This window comes from Reyranella aquatilis (assembly GCF_020880995.1).
In the GTDB taxonomy this organism is placed as follows: domain Bacteria; phylum Pseudomonadota; class Alphaproteobacteria; order Reyranellales; family Reyranellaceae; genus Reyranella; species Reyranella aquatilis.
In genome coordinates, this window is the sequence record NZ_JAJISD010000002.1 from 48,205 (window position 1) to 74,184 (window position 25,980).

Sequence of the window (25,980 nt, forward strand, 5' to 3'; positions counted from 1 at the left end):
GAGGAACCGTTCTAGCGGCGACCGGTGTCGAATGCCATGCGTACCGCGAGCGCCGCGAGCACGGTCCCCATCAACCATCGCTGCGCGGCCATCCAGAACGGCCGGCCGGCCAGGAACGCCGCGACCGAGCCGGCCGCCAGCACGATCAGCGCGTTGACCGTGAGGCTGATCGCGATCTGGGTCGATCCGAGCAGCAGGGTCTGCCCGAGGACATTGCCCCGGTCGGCATCGACGAACTGCGGCAGCAGCGAGAGATAAAGCGCCGCGATCTTCGGATTCAGGAGGTTGGTGAGCAGGCCCATGGCGAAGAGCCGCCGCGGCGAATCGGGCGGCAAGGCGCGCACCTCGAACGGCGAGCGGCCGCCGGGACGCAACGCGCTCCAGGCCAGCCAGCCGAGATAGGCCGCGCCTGCCAGACGCAGAGCATCATAGGCATAGGGGATCGCAAACAGCAGCGCCGTGATGCCGAACGCCGCCAGCAGCATATAGGTGACGAAGCCCAGCGCCACGCCACCCAGCGAGATCAGACCGGCGACCCGGCCCTGGCAGATCGAACGGGAGACGAGATAGGCCATGTTGGGCCCCGGGCTCAGCACCATCCCGAGCGCTACCGCCGCGAACGCGGCCAGGGCCGGCAACGACACCATCCCGTCCTCCGTGAAGCGACCTCAGGCGACCGCTTTGATGGTCTTCGCCGTGATGTCGACGATCTCGTCGATCTGGGCCTTCTCGATCACCAGCGGCGGCGACATGGCGATGGCATCGCCGGACTGGCGGACCATCAGGCCGAGTTCGAAGGCCTTGGTGAAGGCCTTGTAGCCGCGCGTGCCGACCGCGCCCTCCGGCGCGAGGTCGATGCCGCAGGCCATGCCGAGATTGCGGATGTCGGTGACGTTCGGCAGGCCCTTCAGCGAGTGGATGCCCTCCTCCCAGTACGGCGAGAGCTCGGCGGCCCGTGCGAACAGTTCCTCGTCGCGATAGATGTCGAGCACGGCCGATGCCGCGGCGCAGGCCAGCGGATGGGCCGAGTAGGTATAGCCGTGGAACAGGTCGATCGCGTTCTCCGGCCCGTTCATCAGCCCGTCGAACACGTGCTTGCGCACGAACACGCCGCCCATCGGCACCGTGGCGTTGGAGATGCCCTTGGCGACCGTCATCAGGTCGGGGATCACTCCGAACTTCTCGGCGGCAAAGGAGGTGCCGAGGCGACCGAAGCCGGTGATGACCTCGTCGAAAATCAACAGGATGCCGTGCTTGTCGCAGATCTCCCGCAGGCGCTTCAGGTAACCCTTCGGCGGCGGCAGGAAGCCGGTGGAGCCGGCGCACGGTTCGACGATCACGGCCGCGATGTTCGAGGCGTCATGCAGGCCGACGATGCCTTCAAGCGCATCGGCGAGATGGGCGCCGTTCTCCGGCTGGCCCTTGGAGAAGGCGTTCTCCGGCAGGTGGGTGTGCGGCAGATGGTCGACGCCCGGCAGCATGGCACCGAACCACTTGCGATTGTTCACCATGCCGCCGACCGAGATGCCGCCAAAGCCGACACCGTGATAACCGCGCTCGCGGCCCACGAAACGGGTGCGGGTGCCCTGGCCGTTGGCACGATGGTAGGCCAGCGCGATCTTGAGTGCGCTGTCGACCGCCTCGGAGCCCGAGTTGCAGTAGAACGCGTGATTGAGATCGCCCGGCAGCAGGGCGGCATGCCGCGCGGCCAGTTCGAACGCCTTCGGATGGCCCATCTGGAACGAGGGTGCGTAGTCCATCTCATCCAGCTGTTTGGCGATCGCCGCCTTGATCTCCTCGCGGCCATGGCCGGCGTTGACGCACCAGAGGCCGGCGGTGCCGTCGATGATCTGCCGGCCCTCCGGAGTCCAGTAGTGAACACCCTTCGCCCGGGCCAGCATGCGGGGGTTCTTCTTGAACTGCCGGTTCGCGGTGAACGGCATGAAGAACGCTTCGAGATTGTTGGCGGCGGGTGCGGTGTTCGACGGCGTCATCGGCAGACCTTCGGGCTAAGAATGGACTTGGCGGCAAACTATCACTTGTTCACGTCGACAACCACGCGGCCACGTATCTCTCCTTTGAGGATTTTTGGGGCCAGCGCCATCAGGTCGCCCAGTCCCGCCTCGCTGACCGTGCTGTCGAGCCTGTCCAGCGGCAGATCGCTGCCGAGACGACGCCACGCTTCCTCACGCGGCGCCTTCGGCAGCATCACCGAGTCGATGCCATAGACCGAAACGCCGCGCAGGATGAACGGCAGGATCGAGCCCGGGAACGCAGGCCCGGCCGCGAGTCCGCAGACCGCTGCCGCGCCGCCGTACTTCAGTTGCGCCAGCGCCTTTGCAAACATCACGCCAGAGACGGTGTCGACGATGCCGGCGAACCGCTCCGACAGCAGGGGCCGGTCGGGCGCCTCGGTCAATTCCTTGCGGTCCATGATCGTGGTGGCGCCGAGCGCCTTCAGGTACTCGCCTTCCTGCGGCCGGCCGGTGGCCGCGACGACGGCATAGCCGAGCTTGGCCAGGATCGCGACGGCGACCGAGCCGACTCCACCCGCCGCACCGGTCACCAGGATTTCGCCCGAGGCCGGGGTGATCCCGTGCTTTTCCAGCGCCATGACGCAGAGCATCGAGGTGTAGCCCGCCGTGCCGATGGCCATGGCGTGCCGGGGCGAGATCGCAGCGGGCAGCTTCACGAGCCAGTCGCCCTTCACCCGCGCCTTCGATGCGTAACCGCCCCAGTGCAGTTCGCCGACGCGATAGCCGTTCAGCACGACCTTGTCGCCCGGCTTCAACGCGGGGCTTTCCGAGGTCTCGACAGTACCGGCGAAATCGATGCCGCCGACATGCGGCCAGGTCTTCACAAGTCCGCCGCCGGTCGTGAGCACCAGCCCGTCCTTGTAGTTCAGGGTGGAGTAGTCGATGGCGACGGTGACGTCGCCCGCCGGCAACCTGTCCTCGGTCAGGGTTTCGACGGCGCCGCTCACCTTGCGGTCGGCACCCTGGGTCAAGACGAGCGCGCGGAAAGTCATGGGATCTCCTCAACGATTGGCGACCCCTCTCTAGCAAGGCCGCAGCCGCTCAAACAGCCTTGGCGAGAAGTCCGTTTCGCGCACGGCGCCAGTGCCTCCACCCGGCGGCGATGATGAGGAGAATAAAGGCGATCAGCCCGTGCGAGCCGCGCCGCGATCACGACGTCTGGCCCGTCGGCGGATCCGATCCTATCCGCCGCAAGCCACAGCCCGATCACCCACCGCCGACGTCTGGATCATGTGCATCGCGAACAAGCAGGCCAGACCGAGATAGTCGAGAGCGCCGAACCTCGCCTCACGATGCCCGGCATGGGCCAGATGGCGGTCCATGCCCGCATCGGCCATGAAGCCCGAAGGCTGGAACAGTTCGATTGGCGCCAAGACTGCGGGTGGCCAACAGGCAGACCAACCACAGGATATTCTTCATCCTCGGCCCCGCTCACGGCAATGTGAATCTCCGCTTCGCCAGACATCACCAAGAGGTACGCGACGACCGCAACGCAACAAACGAGCCAAGCTAGTGAACGACAGGTTCTACAACCGGAATGGCTCGTGTGAGCAACCGTGATCAAAAAAAAGAGGCCGCCCCCGCCATGGCCTGTTAAGATTAATGTAATCAAGAGTGGGGAGAGCAAGGGTACTTCCCTCGTATCGTACACATGTTCGGAAATTATCGGCTCCCCGTCCTTTCGACCGTACCCCGTTCGGGCACGTGGTTCCTGCGGTACGTCTTCTCCTTCGTCTGCCATCTCGACCAGGGCGGCCGCCTCGACGACCTGCTGACCGGGGAAATCGTCGGTAATCCACAGGGTCCTGCCTTCGACTTCGAGCGCTTCAGGGGGGGGCCGCTGTTTCGCGTCGCGGGAACGCTGCCCGACGATCACCTGTTCATCGGGCACACGGTCTGCCCCGGCTTCGCAAACCGCACGGACCAACCGGACTGGTGGAAACAGGGCAGCTTCCACGTTCGGGGCTACGACGCTCTTCACGAGGAAGAGAGCTACCGGAACACACCCGTCGATCTGGCGACCTACGATTTCGCCCCCATCAAGGTCCCGGCGATGGACCGCGCGGCCCGAAAGGGGCGCGGCGCTCCAATCGCGCTCGTCTATCGAAACCCCATCGACCAGGCTGCGTCGTACTTCCGCTACTGTCAGGCGCACGTGAGCCCGGCCTACCACGTGCTCCGTGGGCGCCCGGTGGCGGACATGTCGTTCCGCGAGTATCTCTTCGAGGCGGCCCTGAACTCCTATGCGCGCCAGTTCGTGTCCTACCAGGAACAGGCCGCCCGCTACCCTGGGCTCGTCAAGCTGGTCCCTTATGAAGGTCTGATCGACCGCCCGGTCGAAACGCTGACGGCGCTGCTCGATCATTTTTCGGCGACCCGCCGCCCCTGGCCGATGCTTCCTGCCGCCGTGCGGCTGGCCCGCAAGGAACACATGCGTGCGATCGAAGGCAGGCTCGGCCGCTCGCTCGATGGCACCCGCAACGGCCGCAACAGCCAGAGCCACATGCGCGCCTCGGACGACACCGAGCGGGAACAACCGATGGATCCCGAACTGCGGGACGAGGCAGTCTCCATGCTTGGCGGCATGGGCATCGATTGCCGGCTCTTCGCGTGGCCGGCGCAGCGTGCTCCGTCGATCCGCCTGGCCTATAATGACGAAGAGTGGCACAGGAAGCGCGCGTCGCGCTGAGGCCGTGCCCCTGAAGCAAGGACAAGCCGGCGTGCCAGTCTCCCTGACCTACCTCGAGCAGCTGGAAGCCGAGAGCATCCACGTGCTGCGGGAGACCGTGGCCGTGTTCTCCAATCCCGTGCTGATGTACTCCATCGGCAAGGACTCCTCGGTCCTGCTGCATCTCGCACTCAAGGCATTCTATCCCGCGAAGCCGCCTTTCAAGGTTCTCCATGTCGACACGACCTGGAAGTTCCGGGAAATGATCGCCTTTCGTGACCGGCGCGCCCGCGAACTGGGTCTCGACCTCATCGTGCACACCAATCAGGAGGGATTGAAGGCCGGCGTCAATCCCATCACCCACGGCGCCGCCGTCCATACTGACGTGATGAAGACGGAAGCGCTGAAGCAGGCGCTGGATCACCATGCGTTCGACGCCGCGATCGGGGGCGCGCGCCGGGACGAGGAGCCGTCCCGCGCCAAGGAGAGGATATTCTCCCGCCGCAACGCGTCGCATCGGTGGGACCCGCGCCGCCAGCAACCCGAACTCTGGCAGCTCTACAACAACCGGCTGGGACCGGGCGAAAGCGCCCGCGTGTTCCCGCTGTCCAACTGGACCGAACTCGACGTCTGGACCTACATCGCGCGGGAAAATATCCCGGTCGTACCGCTCTACTTCGCCGCACAGCGGCCGGTCGTCGAGCGCGACGGGATGCTCATCATGGTCGACGACTCCCGCCTGCCGCTGCGGCCCAACGAAGTGCCGCAGCAGCGCTGGATCAGGTTCCGCACGCTCGGATGCTATCCGCTCACCGGCGCCGTCGAATCCCGGGCGACCACGATCGAGGCCATCATCGCCGAACTCGCCGACGGCCGGACGTCCGAACGCCAGGGCCGGGCGATCGACCACGGTTCGGGCGGTTCGATGGAACGCCGCAAGGCCGAGGGCTATTTCTGATGGACGCGACGATCGTCGGCCCGGCGCAGCGGGATCTGCTGCGCCTCATCACCTGCGGCAGCGTCGATGACGGCAAGAGCACGCTGATCGGCCGACTGCTGGCCGATGCCGGTGCCGTTCCCGACGACCAGCTGCGGAACGCCGTTCCAAGCTCGGCGAACAACGGTCTTCCCGACTACGCGATGCTTCTCGACGGCCTGCAAGCCGAACGCGAGCAGGGCATCACCATCGACGTCGGCTACAGGTTCTTCACGACGCCGCGCCGTCGCTTCATCCTTGCCGACACGCCCGGCCACGAACAGTACACGCGCAACATGGCAACCGGGGCTTCGGCCTCGGACGTTGCCATCGTCCTGGTGGACGCGTCGAAGGGCCTTCTGAGCCAGACCTGGCGCCACAGCGCGATCGTTTCGAAGATGGGCATCCGTCGCGTCGTTCTGGCCGTCAACAAGATGGACCTGATCGACTACCGGCAGCGCGATTTCGCCGACATCGTGGCGGCCTACGCATCGATGGCCGAGCGGCTCGGTCTTTCGGATGTCACGAGCATCCCGGTTTCGGCGCTGCGAGGCGACAACGTCATCAGGCAGAGCGATGCGATGCCGTGGTACGAGGGCCCGACGCTGCTGCGCTATCTCGAGACAGTCGAGATCGCCGATGCCTCCGGCAAGCCCTTCCGCTTCGGCGTGCAATGGGTCAATCGCGGCGCGACCGGTTTCCGGGGCTATGCCGGCACGATTCTCGGCGGACGGGTGCGGGTCGGCGACGAGATCGCCGTCCTGCCGTCGGGTGTCCGCAGTCACGTTTCCCGGATCGTTACCTTTGGCGGCGATCTGGAGGCGGCGCAGGCCGGACAGGCGGTGACGCTCACGCTCGCGGAGGCCGTCGACGTCTCCCGCGGCGATCTCATCACCGGGTGCGAAGCGCCCCCTCATCTTGCCGACCAGTTCGCCGCCGACCTCGTCTGGCTCGACGATGCCCCCATGCTGCCGGGTCGCCCCTATGTCATGCGACTGGGAACCGCGACCTACACGGCGACGGTGACGGAACTGAAGCACCGGCTGGACATGAACACCGGCGCCGGCCGCGCGGCAAAGCAGCTCGACGTCAATCAGATCGGGTTCGCCAATCTCGCCCTCGACCGATCGGCCGCCTTCGATGCCTATGCGGACAATCGCAACACCGGCAACTTCATCCTGATCGACCGGGTCACCAACGGCACCGTCGGCGCTGGCATGATCCGCTTTCCGCTGCGCCGCGCCGGCAATCTGACGTGGCAGAATTTCAGCACGGACCGCTCCGCACGTTCGGCCATCAAGGGACACCGGCCGGCCGTGCTTTGGTTCACGGGCCTCTCCGGCTCGGGCAAGTCCACGGTCGCGGATGCGATCGACCGGCGACTCCTGGCGCGGGGATGTCACACCTACATTCTCGACGGCGACAACATCCGCCACGGCCTCAACCGCGACCTGGGCTTCACCGACACCGACCGGGTGGAGAACATAAGGCGCGTGATCGAGGTGGCGCGCCTGCTGGCGGATGCCGGCCTGATCGTGCTGGTGTCGTTCATTTCGCCCTTCCGGGCCGAGCGCCAGCTGGCGCGCGAACGGCTGGGAGCCGACGAATTCCTCGAGATCTTCGTCGATACCTCGCTCGCCGAATGTGAACGCCGCGATCCCAAGGGCCTCTACCGCAAGGCGCGGGAAGGCAAGATCGCGAACTTCACCGGACTGGATTCGGCCTACGAGCCGCCCGAGGCTCCCGACCTGCACCTGCGGACGGCGGACCTGTCGGTGGAGCAGGAAGTCGAGCTGGTGCTGCAGTCGCTGCGGCAGCGCGGCATCCTCGACTGAGGCGCCGCGACCGCAATTAGCCATACCTTTTCAATGGACTTGAGGCGCTTGCCAAGGGCCGTGCGCAGCCCCAACTCTGAAGCATGTCCTCCAAATTCAGCCTGCTGCCCCATCGCAGCGTCATCTCCGTGGCCGGCGCCGACCGCGTCGAGTTCCTGCAGGGCCTGATTTCGAACGACACGCGGAAGGTCGCGCCCGGTCATGCCGTCTGGGCGGCCCTGCTGACGCCGCAGGGGCGTTTCCTGAACGACATGTTCGTCGTCGATGCCGGGCAGGATGTCTTCTACCTCGAGACGGAACGCGAGCGCGCGCCGGCACTCGCCCGGAAGCTCAAGATGTACACGCTGCGCTCCAAGGTCGTGGTGGAGGACCGGAGCGCCGCGCTGGAGGTCGCCGCGGTGTTCGGCGACGACGCCTCCCGGGCACTGGGCCTCGAGAACGCCGTGACGTTCGCCGATCCCCGCCTCCCGACCCTCGGGGTCCGTGTCATCGCTGCCGCCGGGCAGGCGGCGACGCTGCTTTCCGCCCGTGGCCTCTCCGAAGCGCCGCTGGTGGCCTACGATGCGCTGCGCCTGCCGCTGGGCGTGCCCGACGGCAGCCGCGATCTGCAGGTCGAGAAGGCGCTGCTGCTCGAAAACGGCTTCGACGAGTTGAACGGAGTCGACTGGAAGAAGGGCTGCTACATGGGCCAGGAGTTGACGGCCCGCACCAAGTACCGCGCCCTGATCAAGAAGCGACTGTTCCCGGTAAGGGTCGAGGGCACGCTGCCGGAAGCCGGCACACCCGTCCATCAGAACGGCGAAGAAGTGGGTGAGGTTCGGTCCGGCATGGGCGACCGTGCGCTTGCGATGCTGAAGCTGGAAGCCGCCCGCACCGGTCCATTGACGGCCGGCGATGCGCGCATCGTGCCGGAAATCCCCACCTGGATGCGGTTGCCGGAAAACCCGTCCCCCTAGCGGCTAGGGCATACGGGCTCTAAGGTCTCCTCCGCGCCGGTCGCGCGAGGAGATTCCAGTGAACCGTATCAATCCCAATCCCTTCACCACGCGGCCGGAGATTGTAGGCACCTTCGGCGTCGTCACTTCCACGCACTGGATCGCGACCGCCGTCGGCATGGGCATCCTCGAGCGAGGCGGCAACGCCTTCGACGCGGCGGTTGCCACGGCCTTCACCCTGCAGGTCGTCGAGCCTCATCTCTGCGGACCCGGCGGAGACGCGCCGCTGATCCTGCACGACGTCCGCCGCGGCAAGACCGAGGTCGTCTGCGGCCAGGGCCCGATGCCGGCCGGCGCCACGATCGCCCACTACAAGAGCCTGGGCCTCGATCTCATTCCGGGAACCGGCCTCCTGCCGGCCTGCATTCCCGGCACGTTCGACGCCTACATGCTGGTGCTGCGCGACTACGGCACGATGCGACTTGCCGACGTGCTGTCGCCGGCCATCGGCTACTGGCTCAACGGTCATGCGCTCGTCGAGCGCGCGAGTGCCACCATCGCCACCGTCGCCGAGCAGTTCCGCACCCATTGGAAGACTTCGGCCGCCGTCTTCCTGCCGGGCGGGGACGTTCCCAAGCCCGAGTCCCTCTTTCGCAACGTCACGCTCGGCAATACCTATGCCCGCATCCTCAAAGAGGCGGAGGCCGGCGGCGGCGGTCGCGAGGCCGAGATCGAGCGCGCGCGGCGGGCCTGGAGCCAGGGCTTCGTCGCCGAGGCGATCGACAGTTTCTGCCGCACGCAGGACGTCATGGACGTGTCGGGCAAGGCCAACAGGGGCGTGCTGACCGGCCAGGACATGGCGAAATGGCAGGCCACGGTGGAGGCACCGCTCACCTACGACTACGGCCGGTACACGGTTTGCAAGGCGCACACCTGGACGCAGGGCCCGGTGGTCCTGCAGCAACTCGCCCTGCTCAAGGGCTTCGACCTCGACGGCATGGATCCGACCAGCCCCGACTTCATCCACCTGCAGGTCGAATGCCTGAAGCTCGCCTATGCCGATCGCGAGGCCTTCTATGGCGATCCGGCTTTCGTCGACGTGCCGATGCAGACCCTGCTGTCCGATGCCTACAACGACGACCGTCGCAACCTGATCGATCCCGCCTCGGCATCGCTGGAGCAGCGGCCGGGCAAGGTCGACGGCTATGGCGGCGTCGTGAAGCTGCGGCGCGCCGACGGCGTGCGCCTGGGCGTGGCGTCGAGCGGCGCCGGGGAGCCCACGGTCGGACGCGTCGGCCAGACCAACGGCGACACGGTGCATTTCGACATCATCGACAAGGACGGCAACATGATCTCGGCCACGCCCTCGGGCGGCTGGCTGCAGAGCTCGCCGGTCATTCCCGAACTGGGCTTTCCGCTGGGCACGCGCGGCCAGATGTTCTGGCTGGAAGAGGGCCTGCCGGGGTCGCTGGCGCCGGGCAAGCGGCCGCGCAGCACGCTTACGCCGACCTTGGCCCATCGTGACGGCAAGCCGTACATGGTCTGGGGCTCGCCCGGTGGCGACCAGCAGGACCAGTGGATCACCCAGCACTTCCTGCGCCACGTCCATTGCGACATGAACCTGCAGGAAGCGATCGACGCGCCGGCCTGGCACAGCGAGCACTTCCCCTCCTCCTTCTGGCCGCGCACCGCCCGACCGGGCGTGCTGGTGCTCGAAGGCCGCATTCCCAAGGACACCGTCGCCGAACTGAAGAAGCGCGGCCACGAGGTCGAGGTGAACGACGCGTGGTCCGAAGGCCGCCTCACCGCCGCGACACGCGACGATCCGTGGCGCAAGGCAGCCGCCAATCCGCGCGGCATGCAAGGCTACGCGGCGGGCCGTTGATGCAGCTCTCTTGTCGCCCATGACCGAAGCGCTGCTGGAGCTGCGCGGGCTGACGGTCGATTTCGCGACGGACGACGGTGTCGTCCATGCGGTCGACGGGCTCGATCTGGCGCTGGGGCGCGGCCGGACGCTCGGCCTCGTGGGCGAGTCGGGTTGCGGCAAGAGCGTGACGTCGCTCGCCATCATGGGCCTGCTGCCGCCGGAAAACTCCATGGTCGGCGGTCAGGTGATGTTCGAGGGACGCGACCTGCTCTCCCTGGATGCGCACCTGATCCGCGATCTGCGCGGCGCGCGGCTGGCGATGATCTTCCAGGAGCCGATGACCTCGCTCAATCCGGCCTACACGATCGGCGACCAGATCATCGAGGCGATCCAGCGCCATCAGGGGCTCGACAATGCGGCGGCGCGGGCGCGCGCCATCGAGGTGCTGAAACTGGTGCGCATCTCGGTGCCCGAGAAGCGTGTCGACGACTATCCGCACAAACTCTCCGGCGGCATGCGCCAGCGCGCCATGATCGCCATGGCGCTGGCCTGCGGGCCGCAGTTGCTGATCGCCGACGAGCCGACGACGGCCCTCGACGTCACCATCCAGGCGCAAATCCTCGATCTGATGCGCGCCCTGCGGCGCGACACCGGCACTGCCATCATCCTGATCACCCACGATCTCGGCGTGGTGGCGGAGATGGCCGACGACGTGGCCGTCATGTACGCCGGCCAGATCGTCGAACGCGCGGCGGTACGCGATCTCTTCGCCCGGCCGGAGCATCCCTACACGGTGGGCCTGCTGGGCTCGATCCCCCGGCTCGACGAAAGGCGCGAGCGGCTGCCCTCGATCGAGGGCCGCGTGCCCGATATGACCCGGCCGCCGGCGGGCTGCCGCTTCGCCGCGCGGTGTCCCTTCGTCGAACCGGAGTGCCGGGCCGCCCCGCCGCAGCTGATCGAAGTCGCGCCCGGCCATCTCAGCCGGTGCCGCCGCGCGCCGCTCTCGCAGGTCGCGGCATGAGCGGACCGCTGCTCGAGGTGCAGGGTCTCGCCAAGCACTTTCCGGTCAGGCAGGGCGCCTTCGGGCGCCTGTCGGGCCATGTCCGCGCCGTCGACGGTGTCGACTTCCATCTCAATGCCGGCGAGACACTTGCCATCGTGGGCGAATCGGGCTGCGGCAAGTCGACGGTCGGACGACTGGTCCTGCGTCTCCTCGAACCGACCGGCGGCAGCGTGCGCTTCGAAGGGCAGGACCTGCTCGCCCTGCCCGACTCGCAGATGCGCGCCCAGCGGCGGCGCATGCAGATCATCTTTCAGGACCCCTACGCCTCGCTCAACCCACGCATGACGGTGGGTGCCATGCTGAGCGAACCGCTGATGCTGCACCGGCTCGCCCCCTCGGACGCGGCGCGCCGCACCCGTGTCGGCGAGCTGCTCGAATTGGTGGGCCTGCGGCCCGAACACGCGCGCCGCTATCCGCACGAATTCTCCGGCGGCCAGCGCCAGCGCCTGGCCATCGCGCGCGCCCTCGCGGTCGAGCCGCAGCTCATCGTGGCCGACGAGCCGGTCTCCGCGCTCGACGTCTCGATCCAGGCGCAGGTCATCAACCTGATGCGGTCCCTCCAGGCGCGTTTCGGGCTCGCCTACGTCTTCATCAGCCACGATCTCGCCGTGGTGAAGCACATCGCCGACCGGATCGCCGTCATGTACCTCGGCAAGATCGTGGAGACGGCCGCGACGGACGAGCTCTTCCGCAATCCGCGCCATCCCTACACCCGCGCGCTGCTGTCGGCGGTGCCGCTCCCGGATCCCACGGTCGTGCGGGAGCGGGCGCTGCTCGAAGGCGACATCCCGAGCGCCATGAACCCGCCGCCGGGCTGCCGCTTCCACACGCGCTGCCGCTTCGCTCGCGAATCCTGCCGGGTCGACGCGCCGCTGCTCGCCGACGACGGCACGGGACATTCGACCGCCTGTCCCTGGTGGCCGGAACTTCCGCCCGCGCCTTCGCTCGTCGAGGACAGGGCCGACGACCAGGACCGCATCCGGCTCGCCCGCCTTCAGGCGGCATTCGTCACTTCACAAATGGAGGCAACATGAAGAAGACGCTCCATCGGCTGGCGCTCGCCGCCACATTCATGGGCTTCGCCCTCGGCGGCGCGGCCGCCCAGAGCAATCTTCGGATCGGCCTGGCCGAGGATCCCGACGTTCTCGATCCGACGCTCGCCCGCACCTATGTCGGACGCATCGTCTTTGCGTCGATTTGCGACAAGCTGTTCGACATCGACGAAAAGCTCAATGTCGTGCCGCAGCTTGCCACCGCGCACGAGACCTCGGCCGACGGAAAGACCGTCACGCTCAAGCTGCGATCGGGCGTGAAGTTCCATGACGGCGAGCCATTCGACGCGGCGGCGGCGAAGTACAGTCTCGAACGCCATCTCAACATGAAGGGCTCGTTCCGCAGGCCCGAGCTCGCTTCCATCGAGTCGATCGACGTCGTCGATCCGGCCACCATCAAGCTGAACCTGAAGGAGCCCTTCTCGCCGCTGCTGGCGCAGCTCACCGACCGTGCCGGCATGATGGTCTCGCCCAAGGCCGCCGAGGCTGCCGGCGACAAGTTCGGCCTGAAGCCCGTCTGCGCCGGCCCCTACAGATTCGTGGAGCGCGTCCAGCAGGACCGCATCGTCGTCGAGAAGTTCGCCGACTACTGGAACAAGGACCAGGTGTTCATCGACAGGATCACCTACCTGCCGATCACCGATTCGACCGTGCGCCTGGCCAATTTGCGCTCCGGCAGCCTCGACATGATCGAGCGCGTGCTGGCGACCGACATCAAGACGGTGCGTGACAATCCGAAGCTCAGGCTCGTGACGGCCGTGGAGCTGGGCTACCAGGGCCTCACCATCAACCTGTCCAACGGGCCGAAGGCCGACACGCCGCTCGCCAAGGACGCCCGCGTCCGCCAGGCCTTCGAGCTGTCGATCGATCGCGAGGCCCTGAACCAGGTCGTCTTCAACGGCGAGTTCGTGGTCGGCAACCAGTGGATCAACCCGACCAACCCCTATTATCAGCAGGCATTCCCGGTTCCGAAGCGCGACGTCGCCAAGGCCAAGGCACTGCTCAAGGAGGCCGGCGTCACCGGCCGCATGTCGCTCGACTTCATGGTGCCGAACAATCCCGAGACCCGGCAGGTCGCGGAGGTTCTGCAGTCGATGGTCGCGGAGACCGGCTTCGACCTCAAGATCCGGGTGACGGAGTTCGCGACCTCGCTCAAGCAGTCGGAGAGCGGCGAGTACCAGCTTTATCTCATCGGCTGGTCCGGCCGCAGCGATCCCGACGGTAATTCCTACATCTTCCAGGTCTGCGGGCAGCCGCAGAACAACTCGGGCTATTGCGACAAGGAAGTCGATGCCTGGCACAACGAAGCGCGCATCAAGAGCGACCCCGCGGAACGCAAGAAGATCTACGAGAAGATCACGGCGCGCTACCTGCCACAGGGCTCGATCAAGTACCTCTACCACCGGCGGGTGCTGGTCGCGCTGTCCGACAAGGTCGACGGCTACAAGCAGATGCCCGACGGCCTGATCCGCGTCGTCGGCGTCAAGCTCAAGTAAGATCGAGCCTTGCTGACCTTCCTTTCCCAGCGGCTGCTGCAGATCATCCCGACGCTGATCCTGGTGTCGATGCTGATCTTCGGCCTGCAGCAGCTCCTGCCGGGCGATCCGGCGCTGATCATGGCGGGCGAGGAACGCGACCCGAAGGTGCTCGAGGAGATCCGCGAGCAGTACCGGCTGAACGAGCCGATTCCCGTCCAGTACTTCTACTGGATCAAGGGCGTACTCTCCGGAAACCTGGGCGAGTCGATGCGCCTCAAGGCCTCGGTCTCCTCGCTGGTGGCCGAGAAGCTGCCGGTGACCCTGCAACTCGCCGCCATGGCGCTGGTCGTGGCGCTGGGCATCGGCATCCCGGCCGGCATCATCTCGGCGGTGAAGAAGGACACCGGCTGGGACTATGGCGCCAACGTCTTCGCCCTGTGGGGCCTCAGCACGCCCAATTTCTGGCTGGGCATCCTGATGATCTTCCTGTTCTCCGTCACGCTCGGCTGGTTGCCGGCCTCGGGCTACGTCCGGCTGGGCGAGGATTGGCGCGCCAGCCTCGCGACCACCGTGATGCCGGCCTTCGTGCTGGGCAATGCGATCGCCGCCGTCCTGATGCGTCACACCCGCAGCGCCATGCTGCAGGCGATGGGGGCCGACTATGTTCGGACCGCCCGCGCCAAGGGCCTTTACGAACGGCGGGTCGTGCTGAAGCACGCGCTGCGCAATGCGATGACGCCGGTCATCACCCTCGGCGCTCTCGAATTCGGCACGCTGCTTTCCGGCGCCGTGCTGACCGAGCAGATCTTCACCATTCCGGGATTCGGCAAACTGATCGTCGATTCGGTGTTCAATCGCGACTATGCCGTGGTGCAGGGCGTCGTCCTGGTCACGGCGACGACCTACATCGTGTTGAACCTGCTGGCCGACGTGGCCTACGTGCTCGTCAATCCGCGGCTGCGAGGCTGACCGACATGACCGCCGCCGCCGTCACCCCGACAGTCCCGACAACCGACGCCCGCGAGGAGAATCCCTGGGCGCGTGCCTGGCGGCGCCTCAAGCGTCGCAAGGGTGCGATGTTCGGCCTGGTGGTCGTCGTGCTGTTCGTGCTGGTCGCGATCCTGGCGCCGTTGATCTCGCCCTACGATCCCATTGCCACCAGCTTCACCCAGGTGCGCAAGCCGCCGTCCTGGGCGCACTGGCTCGGCACCGATGAGGTCGGCCGCGACGTGCTGGCCCGCATCATCTGGGGCGCCCGGGCCTCGCTCAGCGCGGGAGTCGTCTCGGTCGGAATCGCGCTCGGCATCGGTGTTCCGCTCGGCCTGCTGGCGGGCTATGCCGGCGGCTGGATCGACGCCGTTCTGTCGCGCGTCGTCGACGCGATGCTGGCCATCCCGTTCCTGATCCTGGCGATCGCCCTGGCGGCCTTCCTGGGACCCAGCCTGACCAATGCGATGATCGCGATCGGCGTCACGGCGACGCCCGTGTTCATCCGCCTGACGCGCGGCCAGACCCTCGCCGCCAAGGTCGAGGACTATGTCGAGGCCGCGCGCGCCGTCGGAAATCCGCACTGGCGCATCGCGCTGCGCCACGTCCTGCCCAACATCGTGCCACCGCTGCTGGTGCAGGCCTCGCTCGCTATCGCCGGCGCGATCATCGCCGAGGCGGCGCTGTCTTTCCTGGGACTGGGCCAGCAGCCGCCGGCACCTTCGTGGGGCAGCATGCTGAACTCCGCGCAGCGCTTCATCGCGCAAGCGCCATGGATGGCCTTCTGGCCGGGCTTCGCGATCTTCTTCGCGGTCCTGTCGTTCAACCTGCTGGGCGACGGACTGCGCGACGCTCTGGACCCTCGCCACAAGTAAGCGGCGAAGGGCTCAGTTCGGCAACGACGTATCCACCGAGGCGAAGGCCGGAACGCCGCTGGTGAGCATCGTCACACGCTCCTCGACGAGCAACTGCGACACGGCCAGGAAATGCACGAGCTCACCGTCGCCGAGGCTCTGGGCCTCGTCGATCATCTCGCGCACCGCATGCCACACCCTGAACAGGGCCGCCGCCCGTTTCTTTTCCGAAAGCGGGGCGCGACCGCGCCGCCGCCTGATGTTCGGTTCGATGATGATTTCGAAGACGTCCGCCATCTCTACCCGCCTGCCGCTTGCAACGCTTCCCCTGGTCCGGCTGTCGCCGGTTACACAAGCCTACCGCAAAAGCGATGCCAGGCGAGGGCAATCCGACGGGCCGTGTCCTGGATCGACGGCCGGTCCGGAAGCGAGCGTCAGCCGCGGCTGCTGCCGAGAGGCAGGCCGTTGGCGTCGAGTTGGGGCTCGTTGCGCACCGTCACGGAGTCGGGGGCATCGGCATCCGCCAGCGGCTTGCCCGGATCGACCGGCATGGTCATCGCAACCAGGCGCTTCGGCCCCTTGCCGGTATCGCCGGCTTCGACGCGCCGCCAGCCCTGCTTTTCCAGGTACTTGATGTCCCGCGGAAGGGCCTGCGTGTAGAGCATCCGCGCTCCACGGCTTTCCGCCAGCTTGCGGCAGCGCTCGATGAGGAGCTCGCCGATGTTGTTGCCGCGGAAGCGCTGCATGACGGCCAGCCGCTCCGGCATCGCGAAGGACTGGAACCAGCGCAGGCGAACCGCGCCTACCGGCTCCTCGCCGAGATAGGCGATGATGTGGGTGGCGCCGAAATCGTGTCCGTCGAATTCCTCGGAGTACGGGATGTCCTGTTCTCCGATGAAGCAGGCGGCGCGCACGGCGAAAGCCTGGAGGGAATCCTCCATCTTCATCGCAAGCTTGATGGTGACGGGCTGGCCGCCGATCGAACGGGTGGTGTCCATGTGTCCTGCTCCCTCAGCCGCGGCGCTCGGTCCATTCCGCATGCGGATTGGACGCCCCGCGCTCCATCGACTGCTCGAGGATGCCCGGCATGTCGAGCTGGTCCTCGGGACGGTTCAAGACCATCGGGTCGGTCGTGACCGTCGGGGCGTTCTCGCCGACGTCGAGGTCGCAGGCGAAGGCGCCGTATTCATGGTCGGAGAAGTGGAAGACCTTGTCGTCGACCTTGCGGAATCCGTCCTTCTCGAAGATCGGCCAAAGGCGCTTCTGGCCGTGCAGGTAGGCCTTGGGATAGCCCTTCTTGCGGCAGAATTCCTTGGCCCAGTTCACGAACGGCAGGAACAGGCCGTACGAGCGGTAGCGCTTCAGGATGATGGCGCGTTCGAGCTTGGCGAAGCCCGAGAACCAGCGCACGCGGATCGAGGCGGCGGGCTCGCCATCGACGTACAGGATCAGATGGCTGGCCGTGTAGTCGTTGCCGTCATACTCCTCCCAGTAGGGGCACTGCTGCTCCCCCATGAAGACGGCAGCGCGCAGCATGAAGCACTGCATCATCTCGTCGGAGGTCGATGCCAGCTTGATCGTGATCTCGGGCCGGTTGCTCTGGTCGGCGGTCGGTTGGTCGGTCATGTCACTTCCCCTCGGTCAGTACGCCATTGTCATTCCGAAAGTGTCGGCCACCGGCCGTTACTGTCGGAAGATTCTGTGAAATCTGCGCGAGCACATCGGTGACGACAGGGGGCGTCATGCCCTTCGCACCGCGCCGTATGGCGGTGGCCGAAACCTTGTCGCGGCGCAGGATGCACCAGGGGTAGATCCAGCCGCATTCGTCGGCGATCTGCCGAACCAGCATGCCGCCGAAGTCCGTGCCATGGATGATGTGTAGTCGGACACCGGGATGCCGCCGCTTGATCTCGGCGATCACGCCCTGGAAGCCGCGCGCGTAATAGACGTCGGAATAGACCGCGACCTCGACCTTGTCGGCGAGGCCGGCCTCCGCCAGCGAAAGCTCGATCAGGGCGACCCGGGTTTCCGGAGGCAGGAACACGTTCCCGGTCGGGAAGTAGTCGACGTTGGAGTCGGCCTTGTCCGTCTTCTCGTAGATCTGGAAGCCATCCTTGAGCTGACCGACCCGGATCTCGCCCTTGCGGAAGGCGTCCACGTGCAGCTTCGGGATCAGCACCGGATGGATGATGACCTTGTCGAGGCCCCGCTGGTCGATGGCCGCCCGTAGCAGCGCGATGTGGCTGTTGTGGAAGGGATTGAAGGTGCCGAAGAACAGCCCGATGCCGCCCTTCGGGGCTATCACCGACCGAAGGTCCGAGAGCAGCCCGACCAGGAAGAGCGTCCCGCCCAGCCCAAAGCCCAGCAGCAGGAACCCCTCCCGGGCGCCCGGCACGCCGGCCGTGCCGAGGGCCGCCAGGGTGACGTTGACCAGAATGCCGACGAGGGTGTTGCGGTTCGCATCCCCGATCCCCCGCGCGACGAGATAGCCGCCCAGGTACTGGGTTCCTTGCGAGGCCAACGTGGTGACCACCGCGGCGCCGGCAAAGCCGCCCACGGACGCAATTCCCGCTTGGTTGAGCGCACCCCCCCATAACATCAGCCAGAACATCACCAGGTTGAACGCCAATTGCGGGACGAACCGGCCGAACCGGCCGCCCGTGACGAAGCCGAACTGGTTGTTTGCCCAAAGTTCGGCCTTGTTACTGAGCTTGGCGTAGCTCGGAAGGAATACCCCAACGAAGATTGACACGCCGATCAGCGTGGGGTTAGCCCAACTGCCGTGCGCATACGCATAGCTCAAGTATGTTAAAAGTCCGCCCAGGGCGGCCATGCGCGTCGAGGGACTGCGCAGATAGCGGCTGATTTTGCCGGTACGGGCGGCTGCCGGGGCGGCATTTCCGTCTGACCTGGTGGGGGCCACGGGCGTCTCCTGGTCTCAATGCGGGCGTCGATCCGGATATATACAACCGGCAGATCGACTGACGAATAACTGGGCCGGGGTTGTCGCCGAGCCCGAAATGGCCCCGAAAACCGCCTAAACTGCCAATTTTGAGACAGAAAACGACATTCCGCGGATAGTGGTGTAGGATAAACTACGACCGTCTCGTCCGTTAAGGATGGGGCCACACCCATATTGTATCGATTGTTGCCATGGTCACGACTCCTCCGCGCAAGACCAAAATTCCCAACATCCTTGGCGATTGGGACGACGTGCGTTTTTTCCTTGCGGTTGCAAAGACTGGAAGTTTCAGCGCCGCCGCCACCCAGTTGAACACCAAACAGACGACGGTCGGCCGCCGGATCCAGGCGCTGGAGCGGCGCCTAGGGGCCAAGCTATTCGACCGCCACCGCCACGGTATGGAGGTGACCCCGGCCGCCCGCGGCGTGCTGGTGCAGGCCGAATCGATGATGTCCAACGCCACGGCGATCGAGCGGCATCTGGCCGGTCTCGACCGCGAGATGGCGGGCATCGTCCGCATCGCCGCAACCGAGGGCATTGCCGCCCACTGGCTGGTGCCGCGCCTCGGCGTTCTGCGCCGCACCCATCCCGACATCATCGTCCAGGTGATCGCGGGCGATCAGGTGCTCGACCTGGCTACCCGGCAGGCCGATCTCGCCATCCGCTTTTTCCGGCCCACGTCGAACCAGCTGGTGGCGGCGCGCGTCGGCCAGGTGAACATGTCGATCTTCGCGGCCCCGTCCTACATCGAGCAGTACGGCCTGCCGCAGAAGCTCGACGACATGCGCGAGCATCATGTCGTCGACCACACGACCCTCCACAGCCTCCCGGCCATGAAGCCGTGGAGCGAGGTGGTCGAGCGCAGCACGTCCGTGGTGCTGCGCACGAACTCCTCCTACGCGGCGATGGAGGCCGTGCAGACCGGCTACGGCATCTCGGTGTTCCCCGACTACATCGCCAAGTCCTCTAACCTGGTCGCCGCCCCGATCGACCTCAAGATCGTGCGCGATATCTGGCTGGTCAGCCATGAGGAGACCAACAAAGGCGCGCGTATCCGCACCGTCATCGACTATGTGCGCGAGCAGTTCCGCAAGGATGAGCGGGAATGGTTCTCGACCACGCCGCGCAGCAGAAGCGCCGCGACCGGTTCGATCGCTGCGGCCTGAGGCCGCCTCACTTCTATTCGAGGGCGGCCTTCAGCTTCGAGCAGATCGCCTCGATCTCTTTCTTGTCGCCCGGCTGGTAGACCCAGTTCAGCCGGACCTTGTCGTCGGGATAGCGCGGCAGGATGTGGACATGGAGATGGGGCACGCTCTGCCCCGCTCCCGGGCCATTGGATTGCAGGAGATTCACGCCGGTCGGCTTCAGCACGGCGAGCGCCGCCTTCGCCACGCGCTGAGCGGTCCTCGCGACATCGCCGAGTATCTCCGGCGGGATGACGTCGACCGTCGGCCAATGGCCCTTCGCCACGGCGAGCGCATGGCCCGGATTGACGGGATTGATGTCCATGAAGGCGATGGTCGTCTCGTCCTCCATCAGCTTGAAGCAGGGCAGTTGCCCGGCCACGATCCTGCAGAAGATGCAGCCGTCATCGGTCGGATGGCTCGTCATGGTCTCTCCAGCGCTCGGCCCAGTTCTCGCAGCCTCTGAAAAGGTTGTGCGCCCGGTGCCAGGGTCAGGTCCAGGTGCATGCGCCCCAGCCGCGCAAGCCCGTCGCGGCCGAAACGATCGCGCAACGACTCGCCCACCCAGCCCTGGCTCTGGCGATGACGGGCCACCGCCAACCGACCGTCGGCCGACAGGTGGTCCCGGTGATCCTCGAGCGCCTTCACCAGGCCTTCCATCCCGGCCCCGGTTCGCGACGACACGGCCAGCGTCCGGACGGGCCAGTCGCCGGCATCGCCCGCCGTCGAGAGTGACAAGGCCCCCGCGACGTCGGCGCGGGCGCGCTCGGCCGCAGCGCCCATGTCGGCTTTGGTGACGACCACCAGATGCGGGATCTCGACGATTCCCGCCTTCATGAACTGGAGGGAATCGCCCGAACCGGGCTGGACGCAGAAGACGACCGTATCGGCCACCCCTGCCACGTCCGTTTCGGACTGCCCTACCCCCACCGTCTCGATGAGCACGCGATCGAACAGCGCCCGCATCAGGACCATGGCTGCCAGAGTCTGATCCGCCAGGCCGCCCAGCCGGTCGCGAGCCGCCATCGAGCGCACGAAGCAGCCCGGGTCGGAGCCGTCATGGACGATGCGCACCCGGTCGCCGAGCAGGGCGCCGCCGCTGGTCCGCGACGAGGGATCGACGGCGATGACGCCGACGGTCTTGCCGCCCGCGCGCCAGGCCGCGACCAGCGCGGCGCACAGGGAGGATTTGCCGACACCCGGCGGTCCCGTGACACCCACGACATGGGCCCGCGGCTCGCGCCACGCCGCGTCGAGCAGGTCCTGCGCCGTCTCGCTCTCGGGATCACGCTCCAGGCCGGCAAGCGCCGCGGCCAGCGCCCGCTTGCCGTCCCTGCGAAGCGCAGCCAGCGTCATTCGGTCTTGAGCGGGCCGCCCAGCGCCGCCTGCGCCGCCGCCAGCCGCGCGATCGGCACGCGATAGGGCGAGCAGGAAACGTAGTCGAGGCCGGCCTTGTGGCAGAAGAAGACCGAGGCCGGATCGCCGCCGTGCTCGCCGCAGATGCCGAGCTTCAGGCTGTTGCGCACCTTGCGGCCGCGCTCGGTCGCGATCTCGATCAGCTCACCCACGCCCTCGATGTCGAGTGAGGCGAAGGGATCGTGCTCGAAGATGCCGCGCTGCTGGTACTTCTCCAGGAACGAGGCCGAGTCGTCGCGGCTGAGGCCGAAGGTGGTCTGGGTCAGGTCATTGGTGCCAAACGAGAAGAACTCGGCGGTTTCGGCGATATCTCCGGCGCGAAGCGCCGCGCGCGGCAGCTCGATCATGGTGCCGACCAGGTATTCGAGCTTCTGGCTCGACGAGCTGCTGACCTCCTCGGCGACCCGGTCGATCACCACCTTCATGAGGTCGAGCTCCTTCTTCGTCGCCACCAGCGGGATCATGATCTCGGGGATCACCGTCTTGCCGGCCTTCTTCTGAACTTCGGCTACGGCCTCAAAGATGGCGCGGGCCTGCATCTCGTAGATCTCCGGATAGGAGATGCCGAGGCGCACGCCGCGATGGCCGAGCATGGGATTGAACTCGTGCAGCTTGTTGGCGCGCTCCTCGATCTCCTTCAGGTCGACACCGAGGTCCCGGGCGACGACTTCCATCTCGGCCGGTGTCTTGGGCAGGAATTCGTGCAACGGCGGATCGAGCAGGCGGATCGTCACGGGCAGGCCGGCCATGATCTCGAACAGCTCGACGAAATCCTGACGCTGCATCGGCTGGATCTTGGCCAGTGCGGTGCGACGGCTCTTCTCGTCGTCGGCCAGGATCATCTCGCGGACCGCCACGATACGGTCGCCTTCGAAGAACATGTGCTCGGTGCGGCAGAGACCGATGCCCTCGGCGCCGAACTTGCGGGCCTGGGCGGCATCGGCCGGCGTCTCCGCGTTGGTGCGGATACCGAGTTTGCGGAACTCGTCGGCCCATTCCATCAGTTGGGAGAAGTCGCCGCTGAGTTCAGGCTGCACGGTCGGAACGATGCCGAGAATGATCTCGCCGGTGCTGCCGTCGAGCGTGATGGTCTCGCCCGTCTTCACGACGGTGCCCCGCACGGAGAGCGTGCCGGCCTTGCCGTCGATGCGCACGTCGCCGGCGCCCGCGACGCAGGGCTTGCCCATGCCGCGCGCGACCACGGCGGCGTGGCTGGTCATGCCGCCGGTCGAGGTCAGGATGCCCTCCGCGGCATGCATGCCATGGATGTCCTCGGGACTCGTCTCGCGGCGCACCAGGATGACCTTCTCGCCGCTGCGCGCCTGCTTCTCCGCATCGTCGGCGGAGAACACGACCTTGCCGGAGGCGGCGCCCGGCGAGGCCGGCAGGCCCTTCGCGATCACCTTGCGGGTCGCCTTGGGATCGAGCGTGGGATGCAGGAGCTGGTCGAGCGACGCCGGTACGATGCGGGCAACGGCCTCCTTCTTGTCGATCAGCCCCTCGTTCACCATGTCGACCGCGATCTTGAGCGCCGCCTTCGCCGTGCGCTTGCCGTTGCGGGTCTGCAGCATATAGAGCTTGCCGCGCTGCACGGTGAACTCGATGTCCTGCATGTCGCTGTAGTGCTTCTCGAGCCGCTGGCGCACGTCGGCCAGCTGCCTGAACACTTCCGGCATGACCTCTTCCATGGCCGGCGCGTCGGACTTCTGTGCGAGCTTGCCCTGCACGGTGAGGTGCTGCGGCGTGCGGATGCCGGCGACGACGTCCTCGCCCTGCGCGTTCACCAGATACTCGCCGTAGAACAGGTTGGTGCCGGTCGACGGGTCACGCGTGAAGGCGACGCCGGTGGCGCAGTCCTCGCCCATGTTGCCGAACACCATGGCCTGGACGTTGACGGCGGTGCCCCAGCTCTCGGGGATCGAATGCAGGCGGCGGTAGGTGATCGCGCGCTGGTTCATCCACGATTCGAACACGGCGCCGACAGCGCCCCAGAGCTGCTCGCGCGGCTCCTGCGGGAACGGCTTGCCAGTGCGCTTCTCGACCAGTTTCTTGTACTCAGCCACGACCGACTTCCAGTCGTCGGCCTTGAGGTCGGTGTCCATCTGGACGCCGAGATCCTCCTTCTTGATCTCGAGCGCCTCCTCGAAATAGTGATGGCCGACGTCGAGCACGACGTTGGAATACATCTGGATGAAGCGGCGATAGCTGTCCCAGGCAAAGCGCTCGTCGCCCGACGACTTGGCGAGGCCGAGCACGGTCTTGTCGTTGAGGCCAAGGTTCAGCACCGTATCCATCATGCCCGGCATCGAGGCGCGCGCACCCGAGCGAACCGAAACCAGCAGTGGATTGGCGGCGTCGCCGAAAGCGGTGCCGACGATCTTCTCGACCGAAACCAGGGCCTTCTCGACCTCGTCCTTCAGTTCAGGCGGGTAGGTGCGCTCGTTGTCGTAGAAGTAGGTGCAGACTTCGGTGGTGATGGTGAAGCCCGGCGGGACGGGCAGGCCGAGGCTCGACATCTCCGCCAGGTTGGCACCCTTGCCGCCCAGCAGGTTGCGCATGTCGGCGCGGCCTTCGGCCTTGCCGTCCCCAAAACTGTAGACCCACTTGGCCATGCTTAGCCCTCGATCTTTGAAAAGTCGGCTACCGTGTCCATGGTAGCGCGAATCCGGTTAAGCAGCTTCAGCCTGTTGAGGCGGATCTCGGGCCTGTCCGTCACGTTGACCGTGACCTTGTCGAACAGGGCATCGATCGGCCCGCGCAAGCCCGCAAACGCCTCCATGGCGCCCGCGAAATTCTCGGCGTCCAGCGCCGGCTTCACACGGCGCGCAACCTCATCCAAGGCGGAAGCAACGGATTTCTCCTCGGCTTGTTCCAGAAGCGCGACATCGGGCGCGCCGGCGATCTTCGCCGCCAAGCCCTTGTCCTTCTTCTCCTCGGCGCGAACGATGTTGGCCGCGCGGCCATAGGCGGTCAGCAGGTTCTTGCCCGCTTCCGTGCCCAGGAATGCCTGCAGCGCCTCGACACGGGCCAGCAGGCGCACGAGATCGTCCTCGCCGCCCAGCGACACGACCGCGTCGACCACATCGTGACGCACGCCCTTCTCTCGCATCTGCACCTTGAGACGCTCGGCGAAGAAGGCCAGCAGGTCGTCGTCCTTGAGGAAGGGCCGCAGCGACAGGCGCAGCCTGTTCTCGACCACGATCCGGATCACGCCGAGCGCCGCGCGACGCAGCGCGAAGGGATCGCGCGAGCCCGTCGGCTTCTCGCCGATCGACCAGAAAGAGGTAAGCGCATCGAGCTTGTCGGCCAGCGCGATCGCGATCGAAACCGGCGCCGTGGGGCAGCGGTCGTTGGGTCCGGCCGGCGCGTAATGGTCGCCGATCGCGTCGGCGACGGCGGCCGGCAGCTTCTCGCCCAGCGCATAGTAGCGCCCCATCACGCCCTGCAGTTCGGGGAACTCGCCCACCATGCCGGTGACGAGATCGGCCTTGCACAGGCGCGCGGCCTGCGCGACCGCCGCGGCATCGGCACCGTCAATCGACTTCGCAATCTCGGCGGCCAGCGCCACGATGCGGTCGACCCGCTGGGCCTGGGTGCCGAGATTGGCATGGAAGACGATCTTCTCCAGCCCCGGCACGCGGCTCTCCAGCGTGATCTTGCGATCCTGGTCCCAGAAGAACTTTGCATCGGCGAGGCGGCCGCGCAGCACGCGCTCGTTGCCGGCGACGATCGTCTTGCCGCCGTCGCGCGCAACGTTGTTGGCGACCAAGACGAAGCGGTTGGCGAGCTTGCCGTCGGCGCCCGACGTCGTGAAGAAGCGCAGGTGCACCTTCATCGACACGATCAGCACTTCCGGCGGCACGTCCATGAACTGCGCGTCGATGGCGCCCAGCATCGGCACCGGCCATTCGGTCAGGCCGGCCACTTCATCAAGCAGCCCCTCGTCCTCGTTCAGCGTGACCTGTGCATCCGCACACAGCTTGCGTGCGCCATCGAGAATGATGTTCTTGCGCTCGCCGGCGTCGAGTACGACGTGCGCGGCGCGCAGCTTCTCCTGGTAGTCGGCAAAGTTCGAGACCTCGAACGTCCCCTTGGAGAGGAAGCGATGGCCGCGCGTCGTGGCGCCGAAGGCGATCGGCGCCATCTTCCCGCCCGGCGAGACCTCTCCCTTCAGCACCTTGCCGTCGAACAGCGCGACGATGGACTGGAGCGGTCGCACCCACTGCAGGGTGCTGCTGCCCCACTTCATGGACTTGGGCCACGGCAACGCCTTCAGCGCACCGTCGATGACCACCGGGAGCGCGTCGGCCGTCGGGCCGCCCTTCTTCGTGATGACGGCGAACCAGAACTCGCCCTTGCCGGTATCGCGTTTCTCCGCCTGGTCGAGCGAGGCGAGGCCGGCGCCCTTCAGGAAGCCCTGAATCGCCGGGTCGGGCGCGCCGACGCGCGGACCGCGCTTCTCCTCGCTTACGTCGTCGCGCACAGCCGGAATGCCATCGACCACGAGCGCGAGGCGGCGCGGCGTCACGAACGCCCGTGCCGTCTCGAATCCAATGCCGGCGCCCTTGAGCCCTTCACAGATCAATCGCTTGAGGTCTTCGGCCGCGCGCGCCTGCATGCGCGCGGGGATCTCCTCGGAGAGGAGTTCGAGAAGGAGCTCGGCCATC

The 25,980-nt window shown here is 66.6% G+C and carries 23 protein-coding genes; 11 read left to right on the top strand and 12 right to left on the bottom strand.

Annotation, left to right across the window (positions count from 1 at the left end; translation table 11 throughout):
• Window positions 1-11 precede the first annotated feature (11 nt).
• The 4 genes from LJ725_RS06090 to LJ725_RS06105 all read right to left on the bottom strand — a co-directional run bounded on the left by LJ725_RS06090 (window position 12) and on the right by LJ725_RS06105 (window position 3,409).
• Window positions 12-647, bottom strand: a complete 636-nt coding sequence (locus tag LJ725_RS06090; protein WP_230549751.1) for a LysE family translocator — start codon at window positions 645-647, stop codon at window positions 12-14.
• Window positions 648-668: 21 nt separating this feature from the next.
• A complete protein-coding gene (locus LJ725_RS06095; RefSeq protein ID WP_230549752.1) occupies window positions 669-1,994 on the bottom strand; it encodes an aspartate aminotransferase family protein in 1,326 nt (441 codons plus the stop codon).
• Window positions 1,995-2,035: 41 nt separating this feature from the next.
• Complete coding sequence (locus LJ725_RS06100) at window positions 2,036-3,028, bottom strand: MDR family oxidoreductase (RefSeq protein ID WP_230549753.1); 993 nt, start codon at window positions 3,026-3,028, stop codon at window positions 2,036-2,038.
• 189 nt (window positions 3,029-3,217) lie between these two features.
• A complete protein-coding gene (locus LJ725_RS06105; protein ID WP_230549754.1) occupies window positions 3,218-3,409 on the bottom strand; it encodes a hypothetical protein in 192 nt (63 codons plus the stop codon).
• Window positions 3,410-3,687: 278 nt separating this feature from the next.
• Between LJ725_RS06105 and LJ725_RS06110 the strand changes: the two genes are divergently transcribed.
• From LJ725_RS06110 to LJ725_RS06155, 10 genes are all read left to right on the top strand, one after another.
• Window positions 3,688-4,725 carry a hypothetical protein gene (locus LJ725_RS06110; protein ID WP_230549755.1) on the top strand — a complete coding sequence of 346 codons (1,038 nt, stop codon included), beginning with the start codon at window positions 3,688-3,690 and terminating at the stop codon, window positions 4,723-4,725.
• On the top strand, window positions 4,688-5,662 hold the full coding sequence (gene cysD / locus LJ725_RS06115; protein ID WP_408015722.1) for a sulfate adenylyltransferase subunit CysD: 975 nt from the start codon (window positions 4,688-4,690) through the stop codon (window positions 5,660-5,662). The genes LJ725_RS06110 and cysD overlap by 38 nt, the downstream gene beginning before the upstream one ends.
• A complete protein-coding gene (gene cysC, locus LJ725_RS06120) occupies window positions 5,662-7,515 on the top strand; it encodes an adenylyl-sulfate kinase (RefSeq protein WP_230549757.1) in 1,854 nt (617 codons plus the stop codon). Before cysD ends, cysC begins: the two co-directional genes overlap by 1 nt.
• An 83-nt stretch (window positions 7,516-7,598) precedes the next feature.
• Window positions 7,599-8,471 carry a CAF17-like 4Fe-4S cluster assembly/insertion protein YgfZ gene (gene ygfZ, locus LJ725_RS06125; protein WP_230549758.1) on the top strand — a complete coding sequence of 291 codons (873 nt, stop codon included), beginning with the start codon at window positions 7,599-7,601 and terminating at the stop codon, window positions 8,469-8,471.
• Between the two features lie 58 nt (window positions 8,472-8,529).
• Window positions 8,530-10,335, top strand: coding sequence for a gamma-glutamyltransferase family protein (locus tag LJ725_RS06130; protein WP_230549759.1), 1,806 nt, complete (start codon window positions 8,530-8,532; stop codon window positions 10,333-10,335).
• Between the two features lie 19 nt (window positions 10,336-10,354).
• The gene (locus LJ725_RS06135) at window positions 10,355-11,338 is read left to right on the top strand and encodes an ABC transporter ATP-binding protein (RefSeq protein ID WP_230549760.1); all 984 of its coding nucleotides are present in this window, start codon (window positions 10,355-10,357) and stop codon (window positions 11,336-11,338) included.
• Entirely contained in the window at window positions 11,335-12,414 is a 1,080-nt protein-coding gene (locus tag LJ725_RS06140) for an ABC transporter ATP-binding protein (RefSeq protein ID WP_230549761.1), read from the top strand. Before LJ725_RS06135 ends, LJ725_RS06140 begins: the two co-directional genes overlap by 4 nt.
• Window positions 12,411-13,928 (top strand): ABC transporter substrate-binding protein, encoded by a 1,518-nt coding sequence (locus LJ725_RS06145; RefSeq protein WP_408015723.1) that lies wholly within the window; start codon window positions 12,411-12,413, stop codon window positions 13,926-13,928. Before LJ725_RS06140 ends, LJ725_RS06145 begins: the two co-directional genes overlap by 4 nt.
• A gap of 9 nt (window positions 13,929-13,937) precedes the next feature.
• Complete coding sequence (locus tag LJ725_RS06150) at window positions 13,938-14,879, top strand: ABC transporter permease (protein ID WP_230549762.1); 942 nt, start codon at window positions 13,938-13,940, stop codon at window positions 14,877-14,879.
• A 5-nt stretch (window positions 14,880-14,884) separates the two neighbouring features.
• A complete protein-coding gene (locus LJ725_RS06155; RefSeq protein WP_230549763.1) occupies window positions 14,885-15,772 on the top strand; it encodes an ABC transporter permease in 888 nt (295 codons plus the stop codon).
• A 12-nt stretch (window positions 15,773-15,784) separates the two neighbouring features.
• Here LJ725_RS06155 and LJ725_RS06160 read toward each other — a convergent pair whose 3' ends face one another.
• From LJ725_RS06160 to LJ725_RS06175, 4 genes are all read right to left on the bottom strand, one after another.
• Window positions 15,785-16,048 (bottom strand): hypothetical protein, encoded by a 264-nt coding sequence (locus LJ725_RS06160; protein ID WP_230549764.1) that lies wholly within the window; start codon window positions 16,046-16,048, stop codon window positions 15,785-15,787.
• A 137-nt stretch (window positions 16,049-16,185) separates the two neighbouring features.
• Window positions 16,186-16,749, bottom strand: a complete 564-nt coding sequence (locus LJ725_RS06165) for a GNAT family N-acetyltransferase (protein ID WP_230549765.1) — start codon at window positions 16,747-16,749, stop codon at window positions 16,186-16,188.
• 13 nt (window positions 16,750-16,762) lie between these two features.
• On the bottom strand, window positions 16,763-17,377 hold the full coding sequence (locus LJ725_RS06170) for a GNAT family N-acetyltransferase (RefSeq protein ID WP_230549766.1): 615 nt from the start codon (window positions 17,375-17,377) through the stop codon (window positions 16,763-16,765).
• Between the two features lies 1 nt (window position 17,378).
• A complete protein-coding gene (locus LJ725_RS06175) occupies window positions 17,379-18,674 on the bottom strand; it encodes a hypothetical protein (RefSeq protein WP_230549767.1) in 1,296 nt (431 codons plus the stop codon).
• A 230-nt stretch (window positions 18,675-18,904) separates the two neighbouring features.
• On the opposite strand from LJ725_RS06175, the gene LJ725_RS06180 reads away from it, so the two are divergent.
• Window positions 18,905-19,879 (top strand): LysR family transcriptional regulator, encoded by a 975-nt coding sequence (locus tag LJ725_RS06180; RefSeq protein WP_230549768.1) that lies wholly within the window; start codon window positions 18,905-18,907, stop codon window positions 19,877-19,879.
• 13 nt (window positions 19,880-19,892) lie between these two features.
• On the opposite strand, the gene LJ725_RS06185 is transcribed toward LJ725_RS06180, so the two are convergent.
• Genes LJ725_RS06185 through glyS form a run of 4 tightly spaced genes read right to left on the bottom strand, consistent with a single transcriptional unit; the run spans window position 19,893 to window position 25,979 of the window.
• Window positions 19,893-20,324, bottom strand: a complete 432-nt coding sequence (locus LJ725_RS06185; RefSeq protein WP_230549769.1) for an HIT family protein — start codon at window positions 20,322-20,324, stop codon at window positions 19,893-19,895.
• Window positions 20,321-21,253 carry an ArgK/MeaB family GTPase gene (locus LJ725_RS06190; protein WP_230549770.1) on the bottom strand — a complete coding sequence of 311 codons (933 nt, stop codon included), beginning with the start codon at window positions 21,251-21,253 and terminating at the stop codon, window positions 20,321-20,323. Before LJ725_RS06190 ends, LJ725_RS06185 begins: the two co-directional genes overlap by 4 nt.
• Window positions 21,250-23,925 (bottom strand): pyruvate, phosphate dikinase, encoded by a 2,676-nt coding sequence (gene ppdK / locus LJ725_RS06195; protein WP_230549771.1) that lies wholly within the window; start codon window positions 23,923-23,925, stop codon window positions 21,250-21,252. The genes LJ725_RS06190 and ppdK overlap by 4 nt, the downstream gene beginning before the upstream one ends.
• Before the next feature lie 2 nt (window positions 23,926-23,927).
• Window positions 23,928-25,979: a glycine--tRNA ligase subunit beta gene (gene glyS, locus LJ725_RS06200; RefSeq protein ID WP_230549772.1), complete on the bottom strand. Its 2,052-nt coding sequence runs from the start codon at window positions 25,977-25,979 to the stop codon at window positions 23,928-23,930.
• Between the last annotated feature and the right edge of the window lies 1 nt (window position 25,980).

Excerpts from the sequence above, each read along its gene's own strand:
- LJ725_RS06090 (WP_230549751.1), bottom strand. The coding sequence starts at position 647 with ATGGTGTCGTTGCCGGCCCTGGCCGCGTTCGCGGCGGTAGCGCTCGGG.
- LJ725_RS06095 (WP_230549752.1), bottom strand. The coding sequence starts at position 1,994 with ATGACGCCGTCGAACACCGCACCCGCCGCCAACAATCTCGAAGCGTTC.
- LJ725_RS06100 (WP_230549753.1), bottom strand. The coding sequence starts at position 3,028 with ATGACTTTCCGCGCGCTCGTCTTGACCCAGGGTGCCGACCGCAAGGTG.
- LJ725_RS06110 (WP_230549755.1), top strand. The coding sequence starts at position 3,688 with ATGTTCGGAAATTATCGGCTCCCCGTCCTTTCGACCGTACCCCGTTCG.
- cysD (WP_408015722.1), top strand. The coding sequence starts at position 4,688 with ATGACGAAGAGTGGCACAGGAAGCGCGCGTCGCGCTGAGGCCGTGCCC.
- cysC (WP_230549757.1), top strand. The coding sequence starts at position 5,662 with ATGGACGCGACGATCGTCGGCCCGGCGCAGCGGGATCTGCTGCGCCTC.
- ygfZ (WP_230549758.1), top strand. The coding sequence starts at position 7,599 with ATGTCCTCCAAATTCAGCCTGCTGCCCCATCGCAGCGTCATCTCCGTG.
- LJ725_RS06135 (WP_230549760.1), top strand. The coding sequence starts at position 10,355 with ATGACCGAAGCGCTGCTGGAGCTGCGCGGGCTGACGGTCGATTTCGCG.
- LJ725_RS06140 (WP_230549761.1), top strand. The coding sequence starts at position 11,335 with ATGAGCGGACCGCTGCTCGAGGTGCAGGGTCTCGCCAAGCACTTTCCG.
- LJ725_RS06145 (WP_408015723.1), top strand. The coding sequence starts at position 12,411 with ATGAAGAAGACGCTCCATCGGCTGGCGCTCGCCGCCACATTCATGGGC.
- LJ725_RS06155 (WP_230549763.1), top strand. The coding sequence starts at position 14,885 with ATGACCGCCGCCGCCGTCACCCCGACAGTCCCGACAACCGACGCCCGC.
- LJ725_RS06160 (WP_230549764.1), bottom strand. The coding sequence starts at position 16,048 with ATGGCGGACGTCTTCGAAATCATCATCGAACCGAACATCAGGCGGCGG.
- LJ725_RS06165 (WP_230549765.1), bottom strand. The coding sequence starts at position 16,749 with ATGGACACCACCCGTTCGATCGGCGGCCAGCCCGTCACCATCAAGCTT.
- LJ725_RS06170 (WP_230549766.1), bottom strand. The coding sequence starts at position 17,377 with ATGACCGACCAACCGACCGCCGACCAGAGCAACCGGCCCGAGATCACG.
- LJ725_RS06180 (WP_230549768.1), top strand. The coding sequence starts at position 18,905 with ATGGTCACGACTCCTCCGCGCAAGACCAAAATTCCCAACATCCTTGGC.
- LJ725_RS06185 (WP_230549769.1), bottom strand. The coding sequence starts at position 20,324 with ATGACGAGCCATCCGACCGATGACGGCTGCATCTTCTGCAGGATCGTG.
- LJ725_RS06190 (WP_230549770.1), bottom strand. The coding sequence starts at position 21,253 with ATGACGCTGGCTGCGCTTCGCAGGGACGGCAAGCGGGCGCTGGCCGCG.
- ppdK (WP_230549771.1), bottom strand. The coding sequence starts at position 23,925 with ATGGCCAAGTGGGTCTACAGTTTTGGGGACGGCAAGGCCGAAGGCCGC.
- glyS (WP_230549772.1), bottom strand. The coding sequence starts at position 25,979 with ATGGCCGAGCTCCTTCTCGAACTCCTCTCCGAGGAGATCCCCGCGCGC.